The 19,728-nt window shown below is 47.8% G+C and carries 21 protein-coding genes; 7 read left to right on the plus strand and 14 right to left on the minus strand.

What is annotated here, in order from left to right; genetic code table 11:
• Positions 1–186: 186 nt before the first annotated feature.
• The 3 genes from R3289_RS08930 (at position 187) to yajL (ending at position 2,654) form a co-directional block, all read left to right on the plus strand.
• On the plus strand, positions 187–1,005 hold the full coding sequence (locus tag R3289_RS08930; protein WP_318925174.1) for an outer membrane protein OmpK: 819 nt from the start codon (positions 187–189) through the stop codon (positions 1,003–1,005).
• 142 nt (positions 1,006–1,147) lie between these two features.
• Positions 1,148–2,053 carry a 2-dehydropantoate 2-reductase gene (gene panE, locus R3289_RS08935; RefSeq protein WP_318925175.1) on the plus strand — a complete coding sequence of 302 codons (906 nt, stop codon included), beginning with the start codon at positions 1,148–1,150 and terminating at the stop codon, positions 2,051–2,053.
• Complete coding sequence (gene yajL / locus R3289_RS08940) at positions 2,043–2,654, plus strand: protein deglycase YajL (protein ID WP_318925176.1); 612 nt, start codon at positions 2,043–2,045, stop codon at positions 2,652–2,654. The genes panE and yajL overlap by 11 nt, the downstream gene beginning before the upstream one ends.
• Before the next feature lie 119 nt (positions 2,655–2,773).
• Here yajL and thiI read toward each other — a convergent pair whose 3' ends face one another.
• From thiI to pomA, 3 genes are all read right to left on the minus strand, one after another.
• The gene (gene thiI / locus R3289_RS08945; RefSeq protein WP_318925177.1) at positions 2,774–4,222 is read right to left on the minus strand and encodes a tRNA uracil 4-sulfurtransferase ThiI; all 1,449 of its coding nucleotides are present in this window, start codon (positions 4,220–4,222) and stop codon (positions 2,774–2,776) included.
• A 165-nt stretch (positions 4,223–4,387) separates the two neighbouring features.
• A complete protein-coding gene (locus R3289_RS08950; RefSeq protein WP_318925254.1) occupies positions 4,388–5,323 on the minus strand; it encodes a flagellar motor protein MotB in 936 nt (311 codons plus the stop codon).
• Positions 5,324–5,336: 13 nt separating this feature from the next.
• Positions 5,337–6,101, minus strand: coding sequence for a flagellar motor protein PomA (gene pomA, locus R3289_RS08955; RefSeq protein WP_318925178.1), 765 nt, complete (start codon positions 6,099–6,101; stop codon positions 5,337–5,339).
• A 222-nt stretch (positions 6,102–6,323) separates the two neighbouring features.
• On the opposite strand from pomA, the gene xseB reads away from it, so the two are divergent.
• From xseB to dxs, 3 genes are read left to right on the plus strand one after another with little or no spacing between them, the layout of a single operon-like run.
• The gene (xseB, locus tag R3289_RS08960) at positions 6,324–6,566 is read left to right on the plus strand and encodes an exodeoxyribonuclease VII small subunit (protein WP_318925179.1); all 243 of its coding nucleotides are present in this window, start codon (positions 6,324–6,326) and stop codon (positions 6,564–6,566) included.
• Positions 6,559–7,461, plus strand: a complete 903-nt coding sequence (ispA, locus tag R3289_RS08965) for a (2E,6E)-farnesyl diphosphate synthase (RefSeq protein ID WP_318925180.1) — start codon at positions 6,559–6,561, stop codon at positions 7,459–7,461. The genes xseB and ispA overlap by 8 nt, the downstream gene beginning before the upstream one ends.
• A 24-nt stretch (positions 7,462–7,485) precedes the next feature.
• The gene (gene dxs / locus R3289_RS08970; RefSeq protein ID WP_318925181.1) at positions 7,486–9,348 is read left to right on the plus strand and encodes a 1-deoxy-D-xylulose-5-phosphate synthase; all 1,863 of its coding nucleotides are present in this window, start codon (positions 7,486–7,488) and stop codon (positions 9,346–9,348) included.
• 254 nt (positions 9,349–9,602) lie between these two features.
• On the opposite strand, the gene pgpA is transcribed toward dxs, so the two are convergent.
• The 9 genes from pgpA to glyA all read right to left on the minus strand — a co-directional run bounded on the left by pgpA (position 9,603) and on the right by glyA (position 17,208).
• Positions 9,603–10,088 (minus strand): phosphatidylglycerophosphatase A, encoded by a 486-nt coding sequence (pgpA, locus tag R3289_RS08975; protein WP_318925182.1) that lies wholly within the window; start codon positions 10,086–10,088, stop codon positions 9,603–9,605.
• A 3-nt stretch (positions 10,089–10,091) separates the two neighbouring features.
• On the minus strand, positions 10,092–11,066 hold the full coding sequence (gene thiL / locus R3289_RS08980) for a thiamine-phosphate kinase (RefSeq protein WP_318925183.1): 975 nt from the start codon (positions 11,064–11,066) through the stop codon (positions 10,092–10,094).
• An 83-nt stretch (positions 11,067–11,149) separates the two neighbouring features.
• A complete protein-coding gene (nusB, locus tag R3289_RS08985) occupies positions 11,150–11,620 on the minus strand; it encodes a transcription antitermination factor NusB (RefSeq protein ID WP_318925184.1) in 471 nt (156 codons plus the stop codon).
• Entirely contained in the window at positions 11,620–12,090 is a 471-nt protein-coding gene (gene ribE / locus R3289_RS08990; RefSeq protein ID WP_318925185.1) for a 6,7-dimethyl-8-ribityllumazine synthase, read from the minus strand. Before ribE ends, nusB begins: the two co-directional genes overlap by 1 nt.
• A 197-nt stretch (positions 12,091–12,287) precedes the next feature.
• On the minus strand, positions 12,288–13,391 hold the full coding sequence (gene ribBA, locus R3289_RS08995; protein ID WP_318925186.1) for a bifunctional 3,4-dihydroxy-2-butanone-4-phosphate synthase/GTP cyclohydrolase II: 1,104 nt from the start codon (positions 13,389–13,391) through the stop codon (positions 12,288–12,290).
• A 22-nt stretch (positions 13,392–13,413) separates the two neighbouring features.
• On the minus strand, positions 13,414–14,070 hold the full coding sequence (locus R3289_RS09000; RefSeq protein ID WP_318925187.1) for a riboflavin synthase: 657 nt from the start codon (positions 14,068–14,070) through the stop codon (positions 13,414–13,416).
• Between the two features lie 30 nt (positions 14,071–14,100).
• On the minus strand, positions 14,101–15,216 hold the full coding sequence (gene ribD, locus R3289_RS09005; protein WP_318925255.1) for a bifunctional diaminohydroxyphosphoribosylaminopyrimidine deaminase/5-amino-6-(5-phosphoribosylamino)uracil reductase RibD: 1,116 nt from the start codon (positions 15,214–15,216) through the stop codon (positions 14,101–14,103).
• A gap of 79 nt (positions 15,217–15,295) precedes the next feature.
• Positions 15,296–15,745, minus strand: coding sequence for a transcriptional regulator NrdR (nrdR, locus tag R3289_RS09010; protein WP_318925188.1), 450 nt, complete (start codon positions 15,743–15,745; stop codon positions 15,296–15,298).
• Positions 15,746–15,957: 212 nt separating this feature from the next.
• Positions 15,958–17,208, minus strand: coding sequence for a serine hydroxymethyltransferase (gene glyA / locus R3289_RS09015; RefSeq protein ID WP_318925189.1), 1,251 nt, complete (start codon positions 17,206–17,208; stop codon positions 15,958–15,960).
• Between the two features lie 389 nt (positions 17,209–17,597).
• Here glyA and R3289_RS09020 point away from each other — a divergent pair, with 389 nt between their 5' ends.
• Positions 17,598–18,212, plus strand: coding sequence for a YitT family protein (locus tag R3289_RS09020; protein ID WP_318925190.1), 615 nt, complete (start codon positions 17,598–17,600; stop codon positions 18,210–18,212).
• An 87-nt stretch (positions 18,213–18,299) separates the two neighbouring features.
• Here the strand turns inward: R3289_RS09020 and glnB are convergent, their stop codons facing one another.
• Together glnB and R3289_RS09030 are read right to left on the minus strand one after the other, a co-directional pair.
• Positions 18,300–18,638: a nitrogen regulatory protein P-II gene (gene glnB, locus R3289_RS09025; protein ID WP_107284939.1), complete on the minus strand. Its 339-nt coding sequence runs from the start codon at positions 18,636–18,638 to the stop codon at positions 18,300–18,302.
• A 324-nt stretch (positions 18,639–18,962) separates the two neighbouring features.
• A complete protein-coding gene (locus R3289_RS09030) occupies positions 18,963–19,652 on the minus strand; it encodes an HAD family hydrolase (protein WP_318925191.1) in 690 nt (229 codons plus the stop codon).
• Positions 19,653–19,728 lie beyond the last annotated feature (76 nt).

Raw genomic sequence — 19,728 nt, forward strand, 5'->3', positions numbered from 1 at the left:
ATCTTATCGGCGAGAGAGAAAAAAAAAGGTAAGAATAAACACTAATCTTTGCTGTAGGAGTTCAACATTTATTTTCATCGCGCTCCAATTTAACTTAACGCTCTTTAGCCTTCACGCTCACAGACAGAGTGTGATGTCACAAAGAGCATATCAATACAGCAGTGGCAACGGTTAGCGAGATCCCCCATGAACAAAACACTCACAGCTCTCAGTGTCAGCTCGGCTCTGGCCCTTTCGGGCGCAGTATTTGCTGTCGATTATTCCGATGATATCCACAAAAATGACTATAAGTGGATGCAGTTCAACCTGATGTACGCCTATGAAGAACTTCCCCGCAGCCCGGATGCACATACAGGCCATGACTACCTGGAAATGGAGTTTGGTGGCCGTTCCGGGATCTTTGATCTCTATGGCTACATTGATATCTTCGACCTGACCGAGCACGATGCGAGTGATAAAAACGGCAAACCCAAAATATTCATGAAATTTGCCCCGCGCGTATCGTTAGATGCCGTGACAGGCAAAGATCTGTCATTTGGCCCGGTTCAGGAACTTTACTTTGCCACCCTGTTTAATTGGGGAGGCGGAACAGAAGCCGATTTCGACCCCAATAATTCTTTCTGGGGGCTTGGTTCTGATATCAACGTGCCGTGGTTCGGTAAAGTCGGGCTTAATTTCTATGGGTATTATAATATTACTGCCAAAGACTGGAACGGCTATCAGATTTCAACAAACTGGTTTAAGCCTTTTTATACCTTAGAAAACGGCAGCTTTGTCGCCTACCAGGGCTATATTGATTATCAGTTTGGTGCAGACGATACCTTCAAAGGAAATACTCAGGCTCAACACGGCGGTGTGATGTTTAACGGTCTCTATTGGCACTCAGACCGCTATTCCGTCGGCTATGGCTTTAAACTGTATAATGATGTGTATTTGATAGAGGATACGAATACATTCGAATCAACAGGTATTGGCCACTACGTCGCTGTAACCTATAAATTCTAAGCTAAACGCTTCGCTTTGAAATCACCATCATATTCAGAGTACCTTGCAGTGCTCTGAATTCTTCTGCCGGTCGTTATTGTTGACTCGCGCAAATGTGCCTGTGTGTTATGATTTTCGAGAGAAAATGAATTGAGATTTGCACGTGAAAATAACACTTTTGGGCGCAGGTGCTATTGGCGGCCTATGGAGTTGCCAGCTAGTAAAACAGGGACATAAACTTCAGCTGTGGACCCGCAAGGATGTCAAAACAATCAACCTGGCGTTTCAAGGCTTAAACCAAACCGAAACGGAGCTGTTTACCTTTCATTGTAATGATAAAGCCGCTGTCACCGAGAGTGACTGCATAGTGATCACCGTTAAAGCCTTTCAGGTTGAGCAGGCACTGCGTGATATCCTGCCCTTTATCAGCCCCGAAACACCTGTGGTGATCATGCATAATGGAATGGGAACCCAGCAGATGGTACACCAGCGGCTGCCCAACAACCCGATTATTTACGCCACCACCTCACAGGCAGCCTTCAAACCCCATCCGCGGCAAGTCAATCATACCGGTCTCGGGCCAACCTGGATGGGCGCAGAAAACAGCGCGGGCAAAAATTTCGACTTTCTGGCCGAAGTCTTCAATCAGGCGTTAGCACCTTGTCAGTGGCATCAGGATATTGCCCAGCCCTTATGGCACAAGCTGGCTATCAACTGCGCTATTAACCCTTTGACCGCTAAACATCAATGCCAGAATGGCGAACTTGCCCGGTCCGAGTTTAACTATTTACTTTCTCAAATCTGTCAAGAAGTGGCCGCGGTAATGAGCGCGGAAGGCTATCGGGTGACAGCTCGGGAATTAAAACAACACGTTGACAGGGTGATAGCAGCGACAGCGACAAATTTTTCTTCTATGAATCAGGATATTTGCCAGCAAAGGCCAACCGAGATCGACTATATTACGGGCTACCTGATAGCTCGGGCGAAGGTGCATGCTATTCCGGTCCCGATCAATACCCAGCTATGGCAACACATTAAACAACTGGAGCAAGACAACAATGACGAATGACCCTCAAATCAAAGTGGCCGTTTGTATCGCCCCCGGCACTGAAGAAATGGAAGCCATCAATACCATAGATATTTTAATTCGGGCCGGGTTTGATGTTACCACTGCCAGCGTCGCATCAGATGGTGCCTTGGTTGTTGAAGGCTCTCGTGGTATTAAGCTGGTTGCTGACGTTGCTTTGGTTGAAGTGGCAGACGCCCCCTTTGATTGCGTGGTGCTTCCTGGCGGCCTAGGCGGTTCAGAATGTTTCCGCGACAGCCCGCTGTTGGTTGAATTTGTTGCCCAGCACAAATATGACGGCAAGCTGATTGCGGCAATCTGCGCCGCCCCAGCCGTGGTTCTGGAACACCATAACCTGTTTCCGACCGCACTGATGACTGCGCATCCCGCCTTCCAAGACCAGATCCCCGACGCTCGCCGCCGCGTAAAACGCGTTGTTTTTGATACTAACAACAACTTACTAACCAGCCAGGGACCCGGCACGTCACAAGAATTCGCTTTAGAAATCATTGTACATTTAGCCGGTAAAGAAAAAGCGGCGGAAGTGGCTGCACCGATGGTGGTATGGCCGAATATGCATTACGACGTGTTGCCGAAGCAATAGGGTTGAGATTCGAGGTTCGAGGTTCGAGCAAAAGAAAATAAAAAAACGAGAGCCAAGGCTCTCGCTTTTTACTAGACACTCGAATCTAGGGACTCGTCTCTAGGATCTTGTCCCGGCTGTTACGGCCGATAAACTTTAACGTTACCGAAACCATTTTCTTTCAGGTACAACGCCTGCAAACGGCTCATTACGCCACGGTCACAGTACAGCAGGTACTCTTTACTCTGATCGAGATCGCCAAACTGAGTGGCCAGCTTATAAAACGGTAGATGCTTAACTTCCACACCGTCGATAATAAGCGGGCTTTCATCTTCTTCATCCGGGCTACGGATATCCAGCACGATGGCATTGCTATCAATTTGATCAACCAGCTCAATTTCAGGCGCTTGTTCCTGGCTCTGCTTCTCGATATCACGAATATCCATCACCCGTGCTTCTTCAATCACACGATCCAGGATAGCAAAATCAAACTTGGCTTCTTCTGCCTCAAGTTTCCCTTGCACCGCTTTCACTGTCGGATTCTTCGAAATCACACCACAGAATTCAGGCATGGTTTTCGCGAACTCTTCGGTACCAATCTCACGCGCCACGTTGATAATATCTTCTTTGTCCCAATTGATTAAGGGACGAAGAATCAAGCTGTCAGTCACGTTATCGATCATGCGCAGATTTGTCAGTGTCTGGCTCGACACCTGACCTAACGCTTCACCGGTTACCAAAGCTTGAATACCAAAACGTTCGGCAACCTGACCTGCAGCGCGCATAAACATACGTTTAAGCACGACACCCATCTGGCCGTTCTCTATTTTCTCTAAAATTTCAGCGACTACGGGCTCAAAATCAATCGAAATGAATTTCACTTTTGCCGACGAACCGTACTTCTTCCATAAGAAGTGTGAGACTTGCTTCACACCGATCTCGTGAGCAGGGCCTCCTAAATTAAAGAAGCAGTAATGAACTTTACTGCCACGCTTAATGTGCAGGTAGCTCGAAACACCTGAATCAAAACCGCCTGAAATCAAGCTCAGTACATCTTCCTGAGTTCCCAGAGGGAAACCGCCCAGGCCCTTATGGCGAGCAAGTACCTGTTTAAGAATATTGTTTTCGACTTCAATATTAACCGTAACATCCGGCTTTTTCAGTTTAACCTTGGCTGATTCGACTGCTTGGTTCAAACCACCACCGACATAGCGTTCAAGTTCAATCGAGGTAAAATCATGCTTGCCAACACGCTTCGCCCGTACACAGAATGTTTTCCCCTCGATATCCTTACGCACCAGCTCCAGTGTTTTCTCATAGATATCGTGCATGTCAGTGAAGTCGGTTTGATTAACTTCAAGCACATGGTGAATACCCGATGTTTGTGTTAACACAGCCAGTACCTGCTCACGAATCGTCTCATCTTTCACCGTTACTTCAATGTAAGTACGGCGGTTGACGACCGACACAGAATCAGACAAACGCTGAAGAATAATGCGAATATTGCTGTCTAGGATTTTGGTAAAGCGCTTACGAATAGATTCGCTCTTTACAAAAATCTCTGGATGGGGTTTTACGATAAATTTCATAACACGCTTCGCTACACAGGGCCAAACTAAAGGCGCGGATTATACAGCAAGCTTGCTGTTGCTGAAACAAAGATATAACCAAACCATCTCAAGAGACGAACTCTCGATCTTGAGATGGTTTCGGTCTACAAGGCAATGTTAGCCCCCTTGTACCACTAATAATAGCTATCCGGGATTATTCTGCGTGTCAGAACTGATGACTTCATCTGAATAATGCGCTTTGCCCTGCATGATCGTAATCTCAACCCGGCGATTTTCGGTACGTTGTTGCTCTGTTTTATTGCCATTTAACGGGGCGGTACCCGCCAGGCCAACAACCCGCAGTCGCTTATTGTCAAACCCCTCGACCTGCTCCATTTCCTGGGCAACCGAAACGGCGCGCTGGGCCGAAAGATCCCAGTTTGAACGGTATAGTTCAGAATCAAGTTTTTGATTATCGGTATGACCGGTAATTCGGATCACTCCCGGAACCTCTTTCACTAAATCGGCTATCTGGCGAACCAAAGGTCGGAATTTTGGCTGTAAAAAAGCCGATCCCGCAGGAAATGCCCCCTTTTCTTTAATCCGAATCACGACCTGCTGCCCGAAGTTTTCGACTTCAAGTGCGCCATCTTTAATTTCTCGGTCCAATGCTTTTTGCAACATTTCAAGCAATTGCGCTTGTGATTCAGACATCTCAGATTCGTTGTTCTGATTGCTTTCGGTGGATATATCCGCGCTTTTCCCCCCCGTCAGCTTGCCCGCTTCACGCTTGGTACCGCCAGCCCGATCGGATTCCCCATCATGGAACTCTAACGTTCGCTGGGTCATATCAATCGTCTGCTGCATAATCACTTCAATCGGCGTCGGCTCAGGCCGCCCCGGGCGAAACTCCTGGGCGATAACACTTGTACCTTTCGGAATGTCTTTAACATCCAGCATGTTCTGAACGCCAAAAGCAAATTTCATTGACCCCGCAATCTGCTTAAACTTCAGCACATCCATCTCAGAAAACGACAGCAGCAGAACGAAAAAGCACATCAGTAATGACATTAAGTCTGCAAAGGTACCCATCCAGGCAGGTAGCCCCGGCGGTGGACACTTGCAGCTCTCATCTTCCATCATTAAGCTCCCATTAATTTGAATCTACATCAAAAATTCGTTTTTTCTCATTGAGGTAGTTCCTCAGGTAGCTATCAATCACACGCGGATTCTGGCCATCTTGAATGGCCAGTACCCCATCCATGATCAGACGACGGTTAAGCTTCTCTTGCTCGCGACGCAGAGATAGTTTGTCAGCGATGGGGAAAAATACCATGTTCGACAAAACGGCACCGTACAGTGTCGTCAGAAGCGCCACCGCCATGGCCGGGCCGATAGATTTAGGGTCATCCATATTTGAAAGCATCGCAACCAAGCCAACCAGCGTACCGATCATTCCCATCGCGGGTGCTACGTCACCGAAAGCTCGAAATACCCCAGAGCCTTTTTCATGTCGCTCATCAGTCAATGCAATATCTTTCTTCAGCGTCTCCCTTACCACGTCTGCATCATGACCATCGACCAATAAATCGATGCCTTTTTGCATGAAACTATTGGTAATATCCATTTCTTCAAGTGCAAGAAATCCGCCTTTACGCGAGGCATCGGCCATTTCGACCACTTTAGCAATCAGGTCGATAGGCTCATCACATTTAAACATGAAAGCTTTGCCTGCAACTTTACTGGCACCGAAAAATTGCCCCACTGTGAATTTCATCAATACAACGAAGGTTGAACCACCGACTACAATCAAGATGGAAACCGGATCGATGAACATACTAATGCTGCCACCAATCACCATTGCCATGATCACGAAGGCAAAACCACCAATTAAACCTATTAACGTAGCCAAATCCACGAAGCGTTCCCCTTTTGCGACTCGCAAGATACTAAAGAGTATCAATTTTATACGGCTTTATTTTACAGAACTCGAAGTATATCGGCACCTTTCGTTTATGATTTAGCTTTCTTGCTTCAAAAGGCGAAAATTACTGTCTGCAGCACAGAATATTGTGACATAATTTGACCCAGAATAATCTCTACGTTATTTTTCCTGCACTTTCAGAATAGTGAGCACTTTATGGCAGCTAAAAAACCAGAAAATATGGCGTTTGAAGCCGCACTTGATGAGCTCGATACGATTGTCAATGAGCTGGAGTCGGGTGACATTGCACTAGAAGACGCGCTGAAAAAATTTGAGCGCGGTATTGCACTGGCACGTAGCAGCCAACAAAAACTCACCCAAGCTGAGCAACGTGTAGAAATTCTGCTGCAAGCGGACGATGAAGCCCCCCTGACTGAATTTGATGCTGACAATGAATGACATCCGGTCTTTAACACCCTCTCTAAAATACTACCAAGAGCGTAGTAACCAGCAGCTAGCACAATGGATTGCGGCTCAACCTTTTGCCGACCATGCGCTGATAGAAGCCATGAAGTATGGCACTCTGCTTGGTGGTAAACGTGTTCGCCCATATCTGACCTATGTCACCGGGCAAATGTTAGGGGCAGAGTGTGTCGATCTCGATACCCCGGCAGCGGCCGTCGAATGTATTCATGCTTACTCGTTAATTCACGATGATCTGCCAGCAATGGATGACGACGAACTTCGGCGCGGTCAGCCAACCTGTCATATCGCCTTTGATGAGGCCACCGCCATTTTAGCCGGCGATGCGCTCCAAACCCTGGCATTTGAAATTCTTGCTGATGGCCCGCTAAGCCCAGAAGGGCATACCAGACGAGTGGCGATGATAAAAGAACTCGCTCAGGCATCCGGTGCGGCAGGTATGTGTATGGGTCAAGTGCTGGATTTAGAAGCAGAAGGTAAACATGTCGATTTACAACAACTTAAATCGATTCATAAACACAAAACCGGGGCTCTTATCCGCTGTGCTGTTCGTTTAGGTGCATTGGCCGCAGGCCCCAAAAGTGTAGCTGTATTACCCCAGCTTGATCAGTATGCTGAAGCGATTGGCCTGGCCTTTCAGGTTCAGGATGATATTCTCGATGTAACCAGTGATACCGAAACTCTGGGTAAACCTCAGGGTTCAGATCTTGCTCTGGAAAAAAGCACCTATCCGGCTTTGCTCGGATTAGAGGGAGCTAAAGAGAAAGCTCAGCAACTTTATCAAGAAGCGCTACAAGCATTGGATGCAATACCCTACAATACACACCAATTAGAAGTTTTCGCCCGATACATCATCGAGCGCAATAACTAAAATCAGTAAAAGCGCCGAAATGTTATGACTCTGGATATCTCAAAATACCCCCATCTGGCTCTGGTCAACACCCCAGATGAATTACGATTACTGCCGCTTGAAAGTCTGTCGATGGTATGCGATGAGTTACGTACGTACTTACTCAACTCCGTCAGTCAGTCAAGTGGACACTTTGCCTCCGGCCTCGGTGCTGTTGAGCTGACTGTTGCCCTGCATTATGTGTACAACACCCCATTTGATCATTTGATCTGGGATGTTGGCCACCAGGCATACCCGCATAAAATTCTCACTGGGCGCCGGGATCAAATGCCGACCATACGCCAGAAAAACGGTCTGCATCCGTTCCCATGGCGTGAAGAGAGCGAGTATGACGTACTTTCTGTCGGTCACTCTTCAACCTCGATCAGCGCCGGCCTGGGCATGGCGATTGCGTCTGAAAAAGAGGGGCTGGGCCGTAAAGTCGTCAGTGTCATCGGCGATGGTGCCATTACCGCGGGCATGGCTTTTGAAGCCATGAACCATGCCGGTGATGTTCACTCCGACATGTTAGTGATTTTAAATGACAATGAGATGTCTATCTCTGAAAATGTCGGTGCCTTGAATAATCATTTGGCACGTCTGCTATCCGGCAGCCTTTATACCACCATTCGCGAAGGTGGCAAAAAAGTGTTGTCTGGTGCGCCCCCCATCAAAGAACTGGTGAAACGCGCAGAAGAACATATAAAGGGCATGGTTGTACCCGGCACCATGTTTGAAGAGCTTGGCTTTAACTACATCGGCCCTGTTGATGGCCACGATGTCGCAGAGCTGGTCAAAACACTGAAGAATATGCGCAACCTGAAAGGGCCGCAATTTCTTCATATTATGACCAAAAAAGGAAAAGGTTACGCACCGGCAGAAGCCGATCCGATTAACTACCATGCGGTACCAAAATTCGATCTGAGCCAGAACCCACTACCGAAAGCGAAAGATGCCAAGCCTACTTTCTCTAAGATCTTCGGTGACTGGCTGTGCGATATGGCCGTTGAAGATGAAAAGCTGATGGCAATCACGCCGGCGATGCGCGAAGGCTCTGGCATGGTACGCTTCTCGAAAGAGCACCCGAGCCAGTACTTTGATGTCGCTATTGCAGAGCAACATGCCGTCACACTGGCAAGCGGGATGGCTATTGGTGGCTACCATCCGGTTGTCGCGATCTACTCGACCTTCCTGCAGCGTGGCTACGATCAGTTAATCCATGATATCGCTATTATGGATCTGCCCGTCATGTTCGCGATTGACCGTGGCGGCCTGGTCGGCGCGGATGGCCAGACGCATCAGGGAGCCTTTGACTTGAGCTTCATGCGCTGTATTCCCAACATGGTGATCATGGCACCCAGTGACGAGAATGAATGTCGTCAGATGCTTTATACCGGCCATAAGCACCAGGGACCCAGTGCGGTTCGTTACCCTCGAGGTACCGGTATGGGGACTGAAATCCAATACCAAATGACGGAGTTGGAAATTGGCAAAGGCATTGTTCGTCGTCAGGGCGAAAAAGTCGCTATTCTAAGCTTTGGAACAATGTTGTCCTACGCCCTGGAAGCCGCAGAAAACCTCAATGCAACGGTGGCTGATATGCGTTTTGTTAAACCCCTTGATGAAGCCCTTATTTTGACGCTGGCGGCAACACATGATGTACTGGTAACGGTAGAAGAAAATGCCATTGCCGGTGGTGCTGGCAGCGGTGTCATTGAGTTTATGATGAAGGCAAAATGCTTGAAACCCGTCCTGAATATCGGCCTGCCCGACCAGTTTATTGAACCGGGCACACAGGCAGAATTGCACTCGTCACTGGGTATTGATGGCCCAGGCATCGAGAAACAAATTCGCGAGTATCTGAAGTAAAGAGCAAGTAACTAGAGGCGAGTTGCTAGGATCGAGTAACTCGCTTCTGATTTCTAGGCACTAATAGTGAGTATTTAAAGCTCCAATGCCTATAGTAGCTTTTCCTTACCCTTTTCAGTACCGCTCCCTCATACCCGCCAAGCTTGATATGGCCTTGATTCAGAAGTAGGAAAGTTTTGGGAGAGGTAAAAAAGCCGCGCGGTTGCACGGCAGATTAAGACTTCTTGACTCTGCTCGATTCCGGAGCACTGCGGTTACCAGCCCTGCCAGTATCCTATGCCCCACAGGGCAATCATCGCCATAAAGCCCGCGAGAATGTCGTCAACCATGATGCCGAAGCCACCATGAACATGCTTATCAAGCCAACTGATCGGCCACGGTTTGACCATATCAAAGAAGCGGAACAGAATAAAACCAGCAAGCACCCATTGCCAGCTCAGTACCGGGGCTATTGCCATGGTGATCCAGAAACCGACAAATTCATCCCACACGATACTGCCGTGATCGTGCACCCCCATATCATCAGATGTTTTCTGACAAATTGTGATCCCGATAATCGCAGCGATAATCGTGATCAGAAGATAGGCAGCAAAAGGCAGCTGGACCATCAGCAAATAAAACGGGATCGAAGCAACGGTACCCACGGTTCCCGGTACGATGGGCGATAAGCCACTGCCAAACCCGGTAGCTAACAGGTGCCAGGGATTTTTCAGGTTGATTAAATCTTTGGGATTACTCACGCATTACTCCGAAAAATGGTCATAACCATGTAATTGCCACGCCAGCAACTCATCACGTCGCATCAGCTTAATACCCGTTCCGGTCCGCAGCTGGCCAATACAGGTCGCTTTCACTCCGGTATGGGCCAAAGCGGTATCAAGCGCACCACGGTTCTGTTCGGGAACAGTAAAGCATAACTCGTACTCTTCGCCACTGGCCAGCGCCAATTGCTGCGCTTTGTCCAATTCAGGCTCAAAGGCTAGCAGTTCGGGTGACAAGGGTAATTTATCAACATCAACGGTTGCAGCAAGCTGTGAGCGTTTCAGAATATGGCCAAGATCAGAAATCAAACCATCGGAGATATCTAAAGCGGATGATGCGATACCACGCAGGGCCTGACCGGCAAGAATACGGGGTTGGGCTTTATAATGGCGTTCTATCAAGGTCGCTTTCAGCGCTTCATCGGCCACGGTGACTTCGCCCAACAGCACAGCCAAGCCTGCGGCACTATCACCTAACTGACCGGTAACATAAATCCAGTCACCCGAGTTGGCGCCACTGCGGGTGAGTGCCTGCCCTTCAGGAACAAACCCATGTACCGTTAAGGTAATACTGAGTGGTCCTTTGGTGGTATCGCCACCGATCAGCTGAACATTGAAATAATCCGCTAATGCAAAGAAACCGTCACAAAAACGGCTGAGCCAAGCTTCGTCAGGAGCCGGCATGGTGAGGGCCAGAGATACCCAGGCCGGGGTCGCTCCCATTGCCGCAAGATCACTCAGGTTAGACGCTAACGCTTTGTGCGCCACCAGCGCAGGATCGGCACCGGCAAGAAAATGGGTTCCGGCAACCAGTGAGTCGGTACTAACCGCCAGATGGCTGCCAGCAGGGACATTGAGCAACGCACAATCATCACCAATAGCCAAGGCAACATCACGACGATTGACATTTTGATGCTCAAAATAACGAGCGATGAGGTCAAATTCGTTACTAGCCATAATTCTTATTTTATTAAGTCATTCTTTGCTTATTGGACACAGAAAAAAGGCCAGCAAAGCTGGCCCCATAGCATCGTTTCCGATTATTTCTTTCTGCGAAGAGTTGGTGCGGCTTTATCCAGCACACCATTCACAAATTTGTGGCTATCTTCTGCACCGAATATTTTTGCAAGTTCGATTGCTTCATTGATAACGACTTTATAGGGAACATCTTCGCGCTTAACCATTTCGTACATCGCTAAGCGAAGTAACGCAAGTTCCATCTGGTCCAAATCTTGTAACGGACGAGACAGGTATGGACGCATCTTGCTATCCAATTCCTGATGGTTAAGTACGACACCCGTTAACAGATCGCTAAAATAGCCGACGTCTGTATGTGGTGCAGCAAGAACAGGAGCATCAGCTTGATGCTCTTCTTCTTCAAATTTATGATCAGTTAAGAAATGTTGCTCAATATCAGCAACATTGCCTTTCGTGATCTGCCAAGAATAAATAGCTTGTACAGCAAACTGACGTGCATTACGACGCGCGGCTGGTTTCACATTAACCCCCATCAGGATTCAATTTGGGACAGAACATTAATCATTTCAAGCGCGCTTAGTGCTGCTTCTGCGCCTTTATTACCAGCCTTGGTACCGGCACGCTCAATGGCTTGTTCAATAGAATCGACAGTCAGAACACCGAACGCGACTGGAGTATTAAACTCGAGTGCGACCTGAGCCAGACCTTTATTACACTCACCGGCAACATAATCGAAGTGTGGGGTTCCACCACGAATCACAGAACCCAGAGCAACAATCGCATCATAGCGATCGCTTTTAGCAACCTGCTGTGCAACTAACGGTAGCTCGTAAGCACCAGGACAACGAACAACGGTGATATTGTCATCGCTTACCTGACCTTGACGTTTCAGCGCATCTAGTGCACCTGAAAGTAAGCTTTCATTGATAAAGCTGTTGAAGCGTGCGATTACGATAGCAACTTTTGCGTTTGGTGCCGCGATGGCGCCTTCAATTACCTTCATGGGCCTTCCTGTGACTATGTCTTTCCGGTTTGAGAAACCGCGGGAGTCTATCACACTTTATACAAGTGTCGCTACGGACAACCGGCGGTTTCACCTGATTAGTTAAATTTATATCCCTCCGCCGCGATCGATATGCGCAGAGACGTATAGCGTTAGCGAATCCTGCTTCAGCAGGACTGTTATCCGTTTACGCCGGATTATTCACAAACGTACTCAACAATGTTCAGGCCAAAACCTGACAGCGAGTGGTAACGTTGAGTACTGGATGATAACAAGCGCATATCAGACACCCCTAAATCAGCCAGAATTTGCGAACCGACACCGACCTGGCGCGATTGATCTTTCGGATTCAATTTTACTTTCGGTTGACCGTTAGCCTGAGCCGACAAATTTTTCACCTTAGTAATAATTGTGTCATGGCTTTCCTGCTTGCTCAGCACCACCAGTACGCCACCGTCTTCGGAAATACGCTTCATCGCGGCAGGTAACGTCCATTGAGATGCACCTGAATGCAGAATATCTTTAAACGTATCTTGCAGGTGAACACGTACCAGCGTGGCCAGTCCCTCTTTTATTTCACCCTTACGCAATGCGTAGTGGATCTCGTTATCAATGGTATCACGGTAGGTGATCATATCGAACTCACCGTACTCGGTTGGCAAACGACATTCAGCAATGCGTTCGATGGTGGTTTCGTTGTTATTGCGGTACTCAATAAGATCGGCAATCGTCCCCAGCTTCAGATCGTGCTTTTCAGCAAACACTTCCAGTTGCGGGCGACGGGCCATGGTGCCATCTTCATTAAGGATCTCAACGATCACACTGGACGGTTCCAAACCGGCTAAACGTGCGATATCACAGCCCGCTTCAGTATGGCCTGCACGAGTTAATACCCCGCCTTCCTGTGCCATCAGCGGAAAAATATGGCCCGGCATCACAATATCAGCAAAGCTTGCATTCGGTGCGACTGCTGCCTGCACGGTACGGGCGCGATCGGCTGCAGAAATACCGGTGGTCACCCCCTCTGCAGCTTCAATCGATATCGTAAAGTTCGTGCTGAACTGCTCGGTATTATCTTGTACCATCAAGGGGAGATTCAGCTGCTTACAACGTGCATGAGTGAGTGTTAAACAAATCAGTCCACGACCATGCATCGCCATAAAGTTAATAGCTTCAGGGCTGATTTTTTCGGCAGCAATGATCAGATCGCCTTCATTTTCACGATCTTCATCATCCATTAAGATAACCATCTTACCCTGACGAATATCATCGATAATTTCTTTTGCACTGCTTAAAGCCATAACAATACCCTTATTCTAATCTTTATCCTAAAAACCCAGTTTTAGCTAATAAGTCCATGGTCACTTCTGATTTTTTATCAGCTGCTTTTTCACCTAACATCAAACGCTCTAAATAGCGGGCAATAACATCCACCTCTACATTCACTTTACGGCCCGCCTGGAATGACTCCATTGTCGTCTCTGCTGCAGTATGAGGCACGATAGTCAATTTAAACTCATTGCCACGAATTGCATTGACCGTCAGGCTGATACCATCAATAGATACCGAGCCTTTTTCAGCAATGTACTTAGCCAGATGGTCTGGGGCTTTTACCCAAAACTCAATCGCACGACCGGTATGGTCACGGGCAATAATTTCCCCAACCTCATCAACATGGCCTGAGACCATGTGACCGCCAAAGCGGGTCGTTGCCAGCATGGCTTTTTCCAGATTCACTTTCTGGCCTGATTTATAATCAGTAAACGCTGTTCGCTTTAATGTCTCGAGGGATAAATCAGCCACATAGCCTTTGCCGGTCAGTTCAACGACCGTCAGGCAAACGCCATTGGTGGCAATACTGTCACCCAGTTTGACATCTGACAGATCAAGCGTGCCTGACTCAACAGTAACAGAAATGTCTGCACCTTTTGGCGTCAACGCAGTAATGGTGCCTACAGCTTCAATTATGCCGGTAAACATATCTAAAAATTCCTTGATTTGCTCTATACGTTAAACGCGAGCAATAATACGTAAATCAGGGCCCACCATGCGAACGTCGGTTATCTCAAGTTGAGGTACCTGAGACATCGCAGTCAGCCCTTGTAAATCAATTAACCCGCGGCTATCGCTACCCATCAGTTTGGGTGCCTGGTAAATGATCAGCTCATCAACCAATCCAGCAGACAGCAACGCACCAGCCAATCCCGCCCCCGCTTCCACCCAGATATGGTTAATCTCTTGCTTTGCCAGTGCAGCCATCAACTGCGACAGATCCAGCCGTTCAGAGTCTGGCTGACAGGGTATGATCAGTTGATCCACAGAATCGGGCCATACTTCCTGTCCGGCTTTCGCCCGCGCCAGATAAGCCTGCCCCGGCAAACTGAATAGCTGATGCTCAGGCGTCACACGATTCTGGCTGTCGATAATCACCCTTGATGGCTGGCGCAATGCCTGTTGTGGGTATTCGGTCTGGATCTGCTCACCCAGCTCATCCCACCGCACATTCAATGACGGGTCATCCGCCAATACCGTCGCACTGGTCGATAAAATCGCTCCGGCGCAAGCGCGGAAGCGTTGTACATCCGCGCGGGCCTGCGGGCTGGTGATCCACTTGCTTTCACCATTGGCCAATGCTGTACGGCCATCAAGGCTTGATGCTAATTTTAGCTGCACATAAGGCCACCCGGTTTTCATTCGCTTTATAAACCCGGCATTCAGTGCTTGGGCATCGGCTTCCAGCAACCCCGTCTGAACCTCAATACCGGCGACTTGCAGCATTTCAATACCCCGGCCGCCGACTTGAGGATTGGGATCAACCATCGCGCAGACAACACGAGAAACGTTGGCATTAATTAGCGCCTGGGCGCAAGGAGGAGTGCGACCAAAATGAGAACAAGGCTCTAGCGTCACATAAGCAGTAGCACCATCGGCATGCTCGCCAGCAGCTCGCAGAGCAAACACTTCTGCATGTGGTTGCCCGGCCTGATAGTGGTAACCTTCACCAACAATGGTCGTACCCTGTGCGATAACACAGCCGACATTAGGGTTCGGGGCTGTTGTGAAACGGCCGCGTTTTGCCAGTTTTATGGCACGCAGCATCATGGCATGATCAATGGGAGAGAACATCTGACTTTGCATTCATTTAGCTTAGAGGTAGTGGAATAGCTCACCGTGACTCATTGCACCATGAGCTAAACAATCACTTTTATTTTTCTAACTTGGCGATTTCTTCACCAAATTCACGAATATCTTCAAAACTACGGTAGACCGAAGCAAAACGGATATAAGCAACTTTATCCAGATCTTTCAATGCTTCCATCACTAAGTTACCGATCATATCAGACGGTACTTCGCGTTCACCCGTGGCGCGCAAGCGGGATTTAATGGTGTTAATAGCACGTTCGATATCATCTGCGCTTACCGGCCGTTTCTCCAACGCGTGTTGGATACCGCCACGAAGTTTATCTTCGTTAAACGGTTCACGATTACCATTGGTTTTTATCACCCTTGGCATCACCAGCTCAGCGGTTTCAAACGTTGTATAACGCTCATTACACGCTAAGCATTGACGACGACGGCGGACTTGATGGCCATCGGCAACCAGACGGGAATCGATTACTTTGGTGTCATTGGCACCACAAAAAGGACAATGCATCATGCCTCCTAATTTTCGTCGACTCAGTGTAACCCATTTCAACCACAGATAGAGAATTTAACCACGGTTTTCTTTGTAATCAGAGATCAAAACAAAACACTTTGCATTCTGACTCGCCCCAAAAAACAAAACGGCACTATAAAAGTGCCGTTTTTCCAGATGCAACATTACGCGGTTCCAGGCTCTAGGAGCAAAGCGTACTCGTCACCCGATTAAGAGTAGACAGGTAGACGCTTACAGATTTCGAGTACTTTCGCTTTCGTCGCTTCAATCACTTCAGGCTTGTCGATGTTATCCAGTACATCACAGATCCAGCCAGCAAGCTGCTTGGTGTCGTCTGCGGTAAACCCACGACGCGTGATCGAGGGCGTGCCAATACGGATACCAGAAGTCACGAACGGGCTGCGAGGATCATTCGGTACACTGTTTTTGTTCACTGTAATATTCGCCGCACCTAATGCCGCATCCGCTTCTTTGCCGGTAATGCCTTTGTCGATGAGATCAACAAGGAACAGGTGGTTTTCAGTACCGCCGGAAACGATGTTATAGCCACGCTCAAGGAACTCACCCACCATGACTTTGGCATTCTCAACAACATGCTGCTGATAAACTTTAAATTCAGGTTCCATCGCTTCTTTGAATGCGACGGCTTTTGCTGCAATAACGTGCATCAGGGGACCGCCCTGACCACCAGGGAATACTGCTGAGTTCAGTTTCTTATAAAGATCTTCACCTTCATTAGAAAGGATCAGACCGCCGCGTGGGCCGGCCAGCGTTTTATGCGTCGTTGTTGTTACCACATGTGCATGGGGCACCGGGTTAGGATACACGCCGGCCGCAATAAGACCTGCAACGTGCGCCATATCAACGAAGAAATACGCACCAACTTTGTCTGCGATTTCACGCATGCGTTTCCAGTCAACAACTTGAGAATACGCAGAAAAACCACCGATGATCATCTTCGGTTTGTGCTCTAAAGCAAGAGCTTCCATTTCTTCGTAATCAATCTGGCCATTCTCATCGATACCGTAAGGAATAATATTGTAAAGCTTTCCCGAGAAATTGACCGGTGAACCGTGCGTTAAGTGACCGCCGTGTGCCAGGCTCATACCAAGAACAGTATCGCCGGGATTGAGTAGTGCCATATAAACGGCATTGTTCGCCTGAGAGCCCGAGTGAGGCTGAACGTTGGCATACTTAGCACCAAACAGCTGGCAGGCGCGGTCGATAGCCAGTTGCTCGGCTTTATCAACATATTCACAACCGCCGTAGTAGCGTTTGCCTGGGTAGCCTTCAGCATATTTGTTAGTCAACTGAGAACCTTGTGCTTCCATTACACGCGGGCTCGTGTAGTTTTCAGAAGCAATCAACTCGATGTGCTCTTCCTGACGTGCAGTTTCTTCCTGAATTGCTGCAAAAAGTTCCGCGTCATAGTCGGCAATATTCATATCGCGCTTTAGCATCTGTCTCTCCTGACTAAAATAACCACAAGTTGTTGGTAACAACGAAATTCGCAAAGCTAGGCCCCACGGGGACGCAAACGTTTTCGTATCACCCATAATTAACGCTGCATTTTACAGAAATTGATCTAAATCAGATACCCCTAAAATAACTTTTTATTACATTTTATCCATGTTTATTTTCGAAGCAGCGATGAATGTTTTTCATCTTTATTCAATACCGGATTACGGACGAACACTCTATCAGAATAATATCAAGGAAAAATCAAAAAAATCGATTTACAAAAACGTATATTTATATTTACAAGTCCATTCTATCCCTTTCCCGCCCAAGCTTCTTTATCAACCTGAACCCTATTATCATCGCGTTCATCAATATAAGGAGTTTTCTTTTGAGCGGTAACAAGCATTCTTTGAATGAAAATATCATTGCCATCCTAACTGGCACCTTTATCGCTGCGCAGGGCGTTTTTTTTCTCCAGCAAGCTGACTTGCTGACCGGGGGCACAACGGGACTGGCACTATTACTCAGCCAAGTTGTTGATGTCTCTTTCGGTAAACTGTACTTTCTGATGAATACCCCTTTTTACCTGATGGCCTGGTTCCGCATGGGCAGACAGTTTGCTATCACCAGCATCATTTCCGGAGGATTGGTCTCGATCATCACCGACAACCTCCACTACGTGCTGGAAATTAGCCGACTTGATCCGATTTACTGTGCTGTCATCGGGGGGTTACTGATGGGCCTTGGCATGCTGATCCTCTTTCGTCACCACACCAGCCTCGGTGGATTCAATGTACTGGTTCTCTACTGCCAGGAGAAATTTGGCATCGCGGCGGGCAAAATGCAGATGTGCATCGACATTGGTATTCTGATTGGTTCTTTCTTCTTCGTAACGCCGGTGATTTTGATCTTATCAGTACTGGGCGCCATCGTACTGAACCTGGTGCTGGCAATGAACCATAAACCAGGCCGCTATAATAATTTAGCCACACAACAGCCATAATACAGAGTAAAGGCTGTAGGAAAAGCGAGATGTCTGACATTTCGCTTTTCCCTAGCCCCCGCTTTTCCTAGGGACTAGAGCCCGCTCTTAAATGGCGTCTTCGTCTTCCTCGCCAGTCCGTATGCGAACAACGCGCTCAACATCAAACATGAAAATTTTACCGTCACCAATCTTGCCAGTCTGGGCGGTTTCGATAATTGTATCGATACATTGTTCGGCAACTTCATCTGCGACTACTATTTCAATTTTTACTTTTGGCAGGAAATCGACCATGTATTCGGCACCACGATATAATTCAGTGTGGCCTTTTTGGCGACCAAATCCTTTCACTTCAGATACCGTCATACCCGTGATACCGACTTCAGCCAAAGCTTCACGAACATCATCAAGCTTAAATGGCTTTATAATGGCTTCAATTTTTTTCATTTTTCATCATCCTTTGCTGAGCAGAGGTTTACCAGTTAGTACCTTGATACTATTCTAGCCACCTGATTTACTGTTTTTTTATTATCGCCGATCTGACCAATTAAATTAAGCGCTATTAAGACTTTTCAGTCTTTATGATGCATTGAGTAACGACTCAATGAGAGTTGTTCTGCCGAGAGTAACCTCACATTAGAGTCCATCATTTCGATATTTCATCCTTGATATGGCATTTTGAAAATCGTCGGACAATCTGTGATCGTCATCTTTCTCTGCTTCCTGTCTGCGTTGGCATCTGGCAAATAAAATAACCCATCGGGATAACCATTATATTAATGAATTCGCCGTCAACTGGACCAGATCAACGAATCCGTCTAATGAACGAACAACCCGGGTATTCGGATTAGCTTGTAACGCGTTACGATTTAACCATACCGATTTCAAGCCTGCTCGCTGGCCGGCCTGAGCATCGCGCTGGGGGTGGTTACCGATATACCAGCATTGTTCCGGGCTGACCTGGCCCCTTTGGCATGCCGCCTTAAAAATCCCCCAATCAGGCTTTGCTACGCCCGCCTGCTCCGATGTCATCACAAAACGAAAATAGTGGCGAATACCGGTTTGCTCTAATTTGGCCTCTTGCTGGTAAATAAAACCATTACTGATCACTGCAAGGGGGGCGGTATCTTTTAGCCGCTGCAATGCCGGCTCCACATCCGGAAACAAACGCCAGTGCTGTTGATAGATGTTAAAATACTCGGTGAAGAGTTGATCGGCTTGTTTACAGGTTAACGGGCGCTTAAATAACTCACTGATACGGGCCCGGCGCTGCTGCTCAAAATTCAGTTCGCCAGCCCTCCAACGGGCACGGTGCTTATCTGTGATCTGCCGCCAGATCACTTCTGGGGTATCTGTCAGTGCAATCACCTTGTCATGATACCGTGAGACAAAGGTACGGATTGCATCCTGCTCCGCACCATCATGATCGAGTAACGTATTATCAAGATCGAAGAAAATCATATAGCCTCTTCACACTCACCAACCATTGTTCCAAATTAATAACAAATTATCTACAAGGCGAGAAAAATCGAACATC

Source organism: Photobacterium sp., assembly GCF_033720175.1.
Lineage (GTDB): Bacteria > Pseudomonadota > Gammaproteobacteria > Enterobacterales > Vibrionaceae > Photobacterium.

Excerpts from the sequence above, each read along its gene's own strand:
- R3289_RS08930 (WP_318925174.1), top strand. The coding sequence starts at position 187 with ATGAACAAAACACTCACAGCTCTCAGTGTCAGCTCGGCTCTGGCCCTT.
- yajL (WP_318925176.1), top strand. The coding sequence starts at position 2,043 with ATGACGAATGACCCTCAAATCAAAGTGGCCGTTTGTATCGCCCCCGGC.
- thiI (WP_318925177.1), bottom strand. The coding sequence starts at position 4,222 with ATGAAATTTATCGTAAAACCCCATCCAGAGATTTTTGTAAAGAGCGAA.
- R3289_RS08950 (WP_318925254.1), bottom strand. The coding sequence starts at position 5,323 with ATGGAAGATGAGAGCTGCAAGTGTCCACCGCCGGGGCTACCTGCCTGG.
- xseB (WP_318925179.1), top strand. The coding sequence starts at position 6,324 with ATGGCAGCTAAAAAACCAGAAAATATGGCGTTTGAAGCCGCACTTGAT.
- ispA (WP_318925180.1), top strand. The coding sequence starts at position 6,559 with ATGAATGACATCCGGTCTTTAACACCCTCTCTAAAATACTACCAAGAG.
- dxs (WP_318925181.1), top strand. The coding sequence starts at position 7,486 with ATGACTCTGGATATCTCAAAATACCCCCATCTGGCTCTGGTCAACACC.
- thiL (WP_318925183.1), bottom strand. The coding sequence starts at position 11,066 with ATGGCTAGTAACGAATTTGACCTCATCGCTCGTTATTTTGAGCATCAA.
- nusB (WP_318925184.1), bottom strand. The coding sequence starts at position 11,620 with ATGGGGGTTAATGTGAAACCAGCCGCGCGTCGTAATGCACGTCAGTTT.
- ribE (WP_318925185.1), bottom strand. The coding sequence starts at position 12,090 with ATGAAGGTAATTGAAGGCGCCATCGCGGCACCAAACGCAAAAGTTGCT.
- ribBA (WP_318925186.1), bottom strand. The coding sequence starts at position 13,391 with ATGGCTTTAAGCAGTGCAAAAGAAATTATCGATGATATTCGTCAGGGT.
- R3289_RS09000 (WP_318925187.1), bottom strand. The coding sequence starts at position 14,070 with ATGTTTACCGGCATAATTGAAGCTGTAGGCACCATTACTGCGTTGACG.
- ribD (WP_318925255.1), bottom strand. The coding sequence starts at position 15,216 with ATGTTCTCTCCCATTGATCATGCCATGATGCTGCGTGCCATAAAACTG.
- nrdR (WP_318925188.1), bottom strand. The coding sequence starts at position 15,745 with ATGCATTGTCCTTTTTGTGGTGCCAATGACACCAAAGTAATCGATTCC.
- glyA (WP_318925189.1), bottom strand. The coding sequence starts at position 17,208 with ATGCTAAAGCGCGATATGAATATTGCCGACTATGACGCGGAACTTTTT.
- glnB (WP_107284939.1), bottom strand. The coding sequence starts at position 18,638 with ATGAAAAAAATTGAAGCCATTATAAAGCCATTTAAGCTTGATGATGTT.
- R3289_RS09030 (WP_318925191.1), bottom strand. The coding sequence starts at position 19,652 with ATGATTTTCTTCGATCTTGATAATACGTTACTCGATCATGATGGTGCG.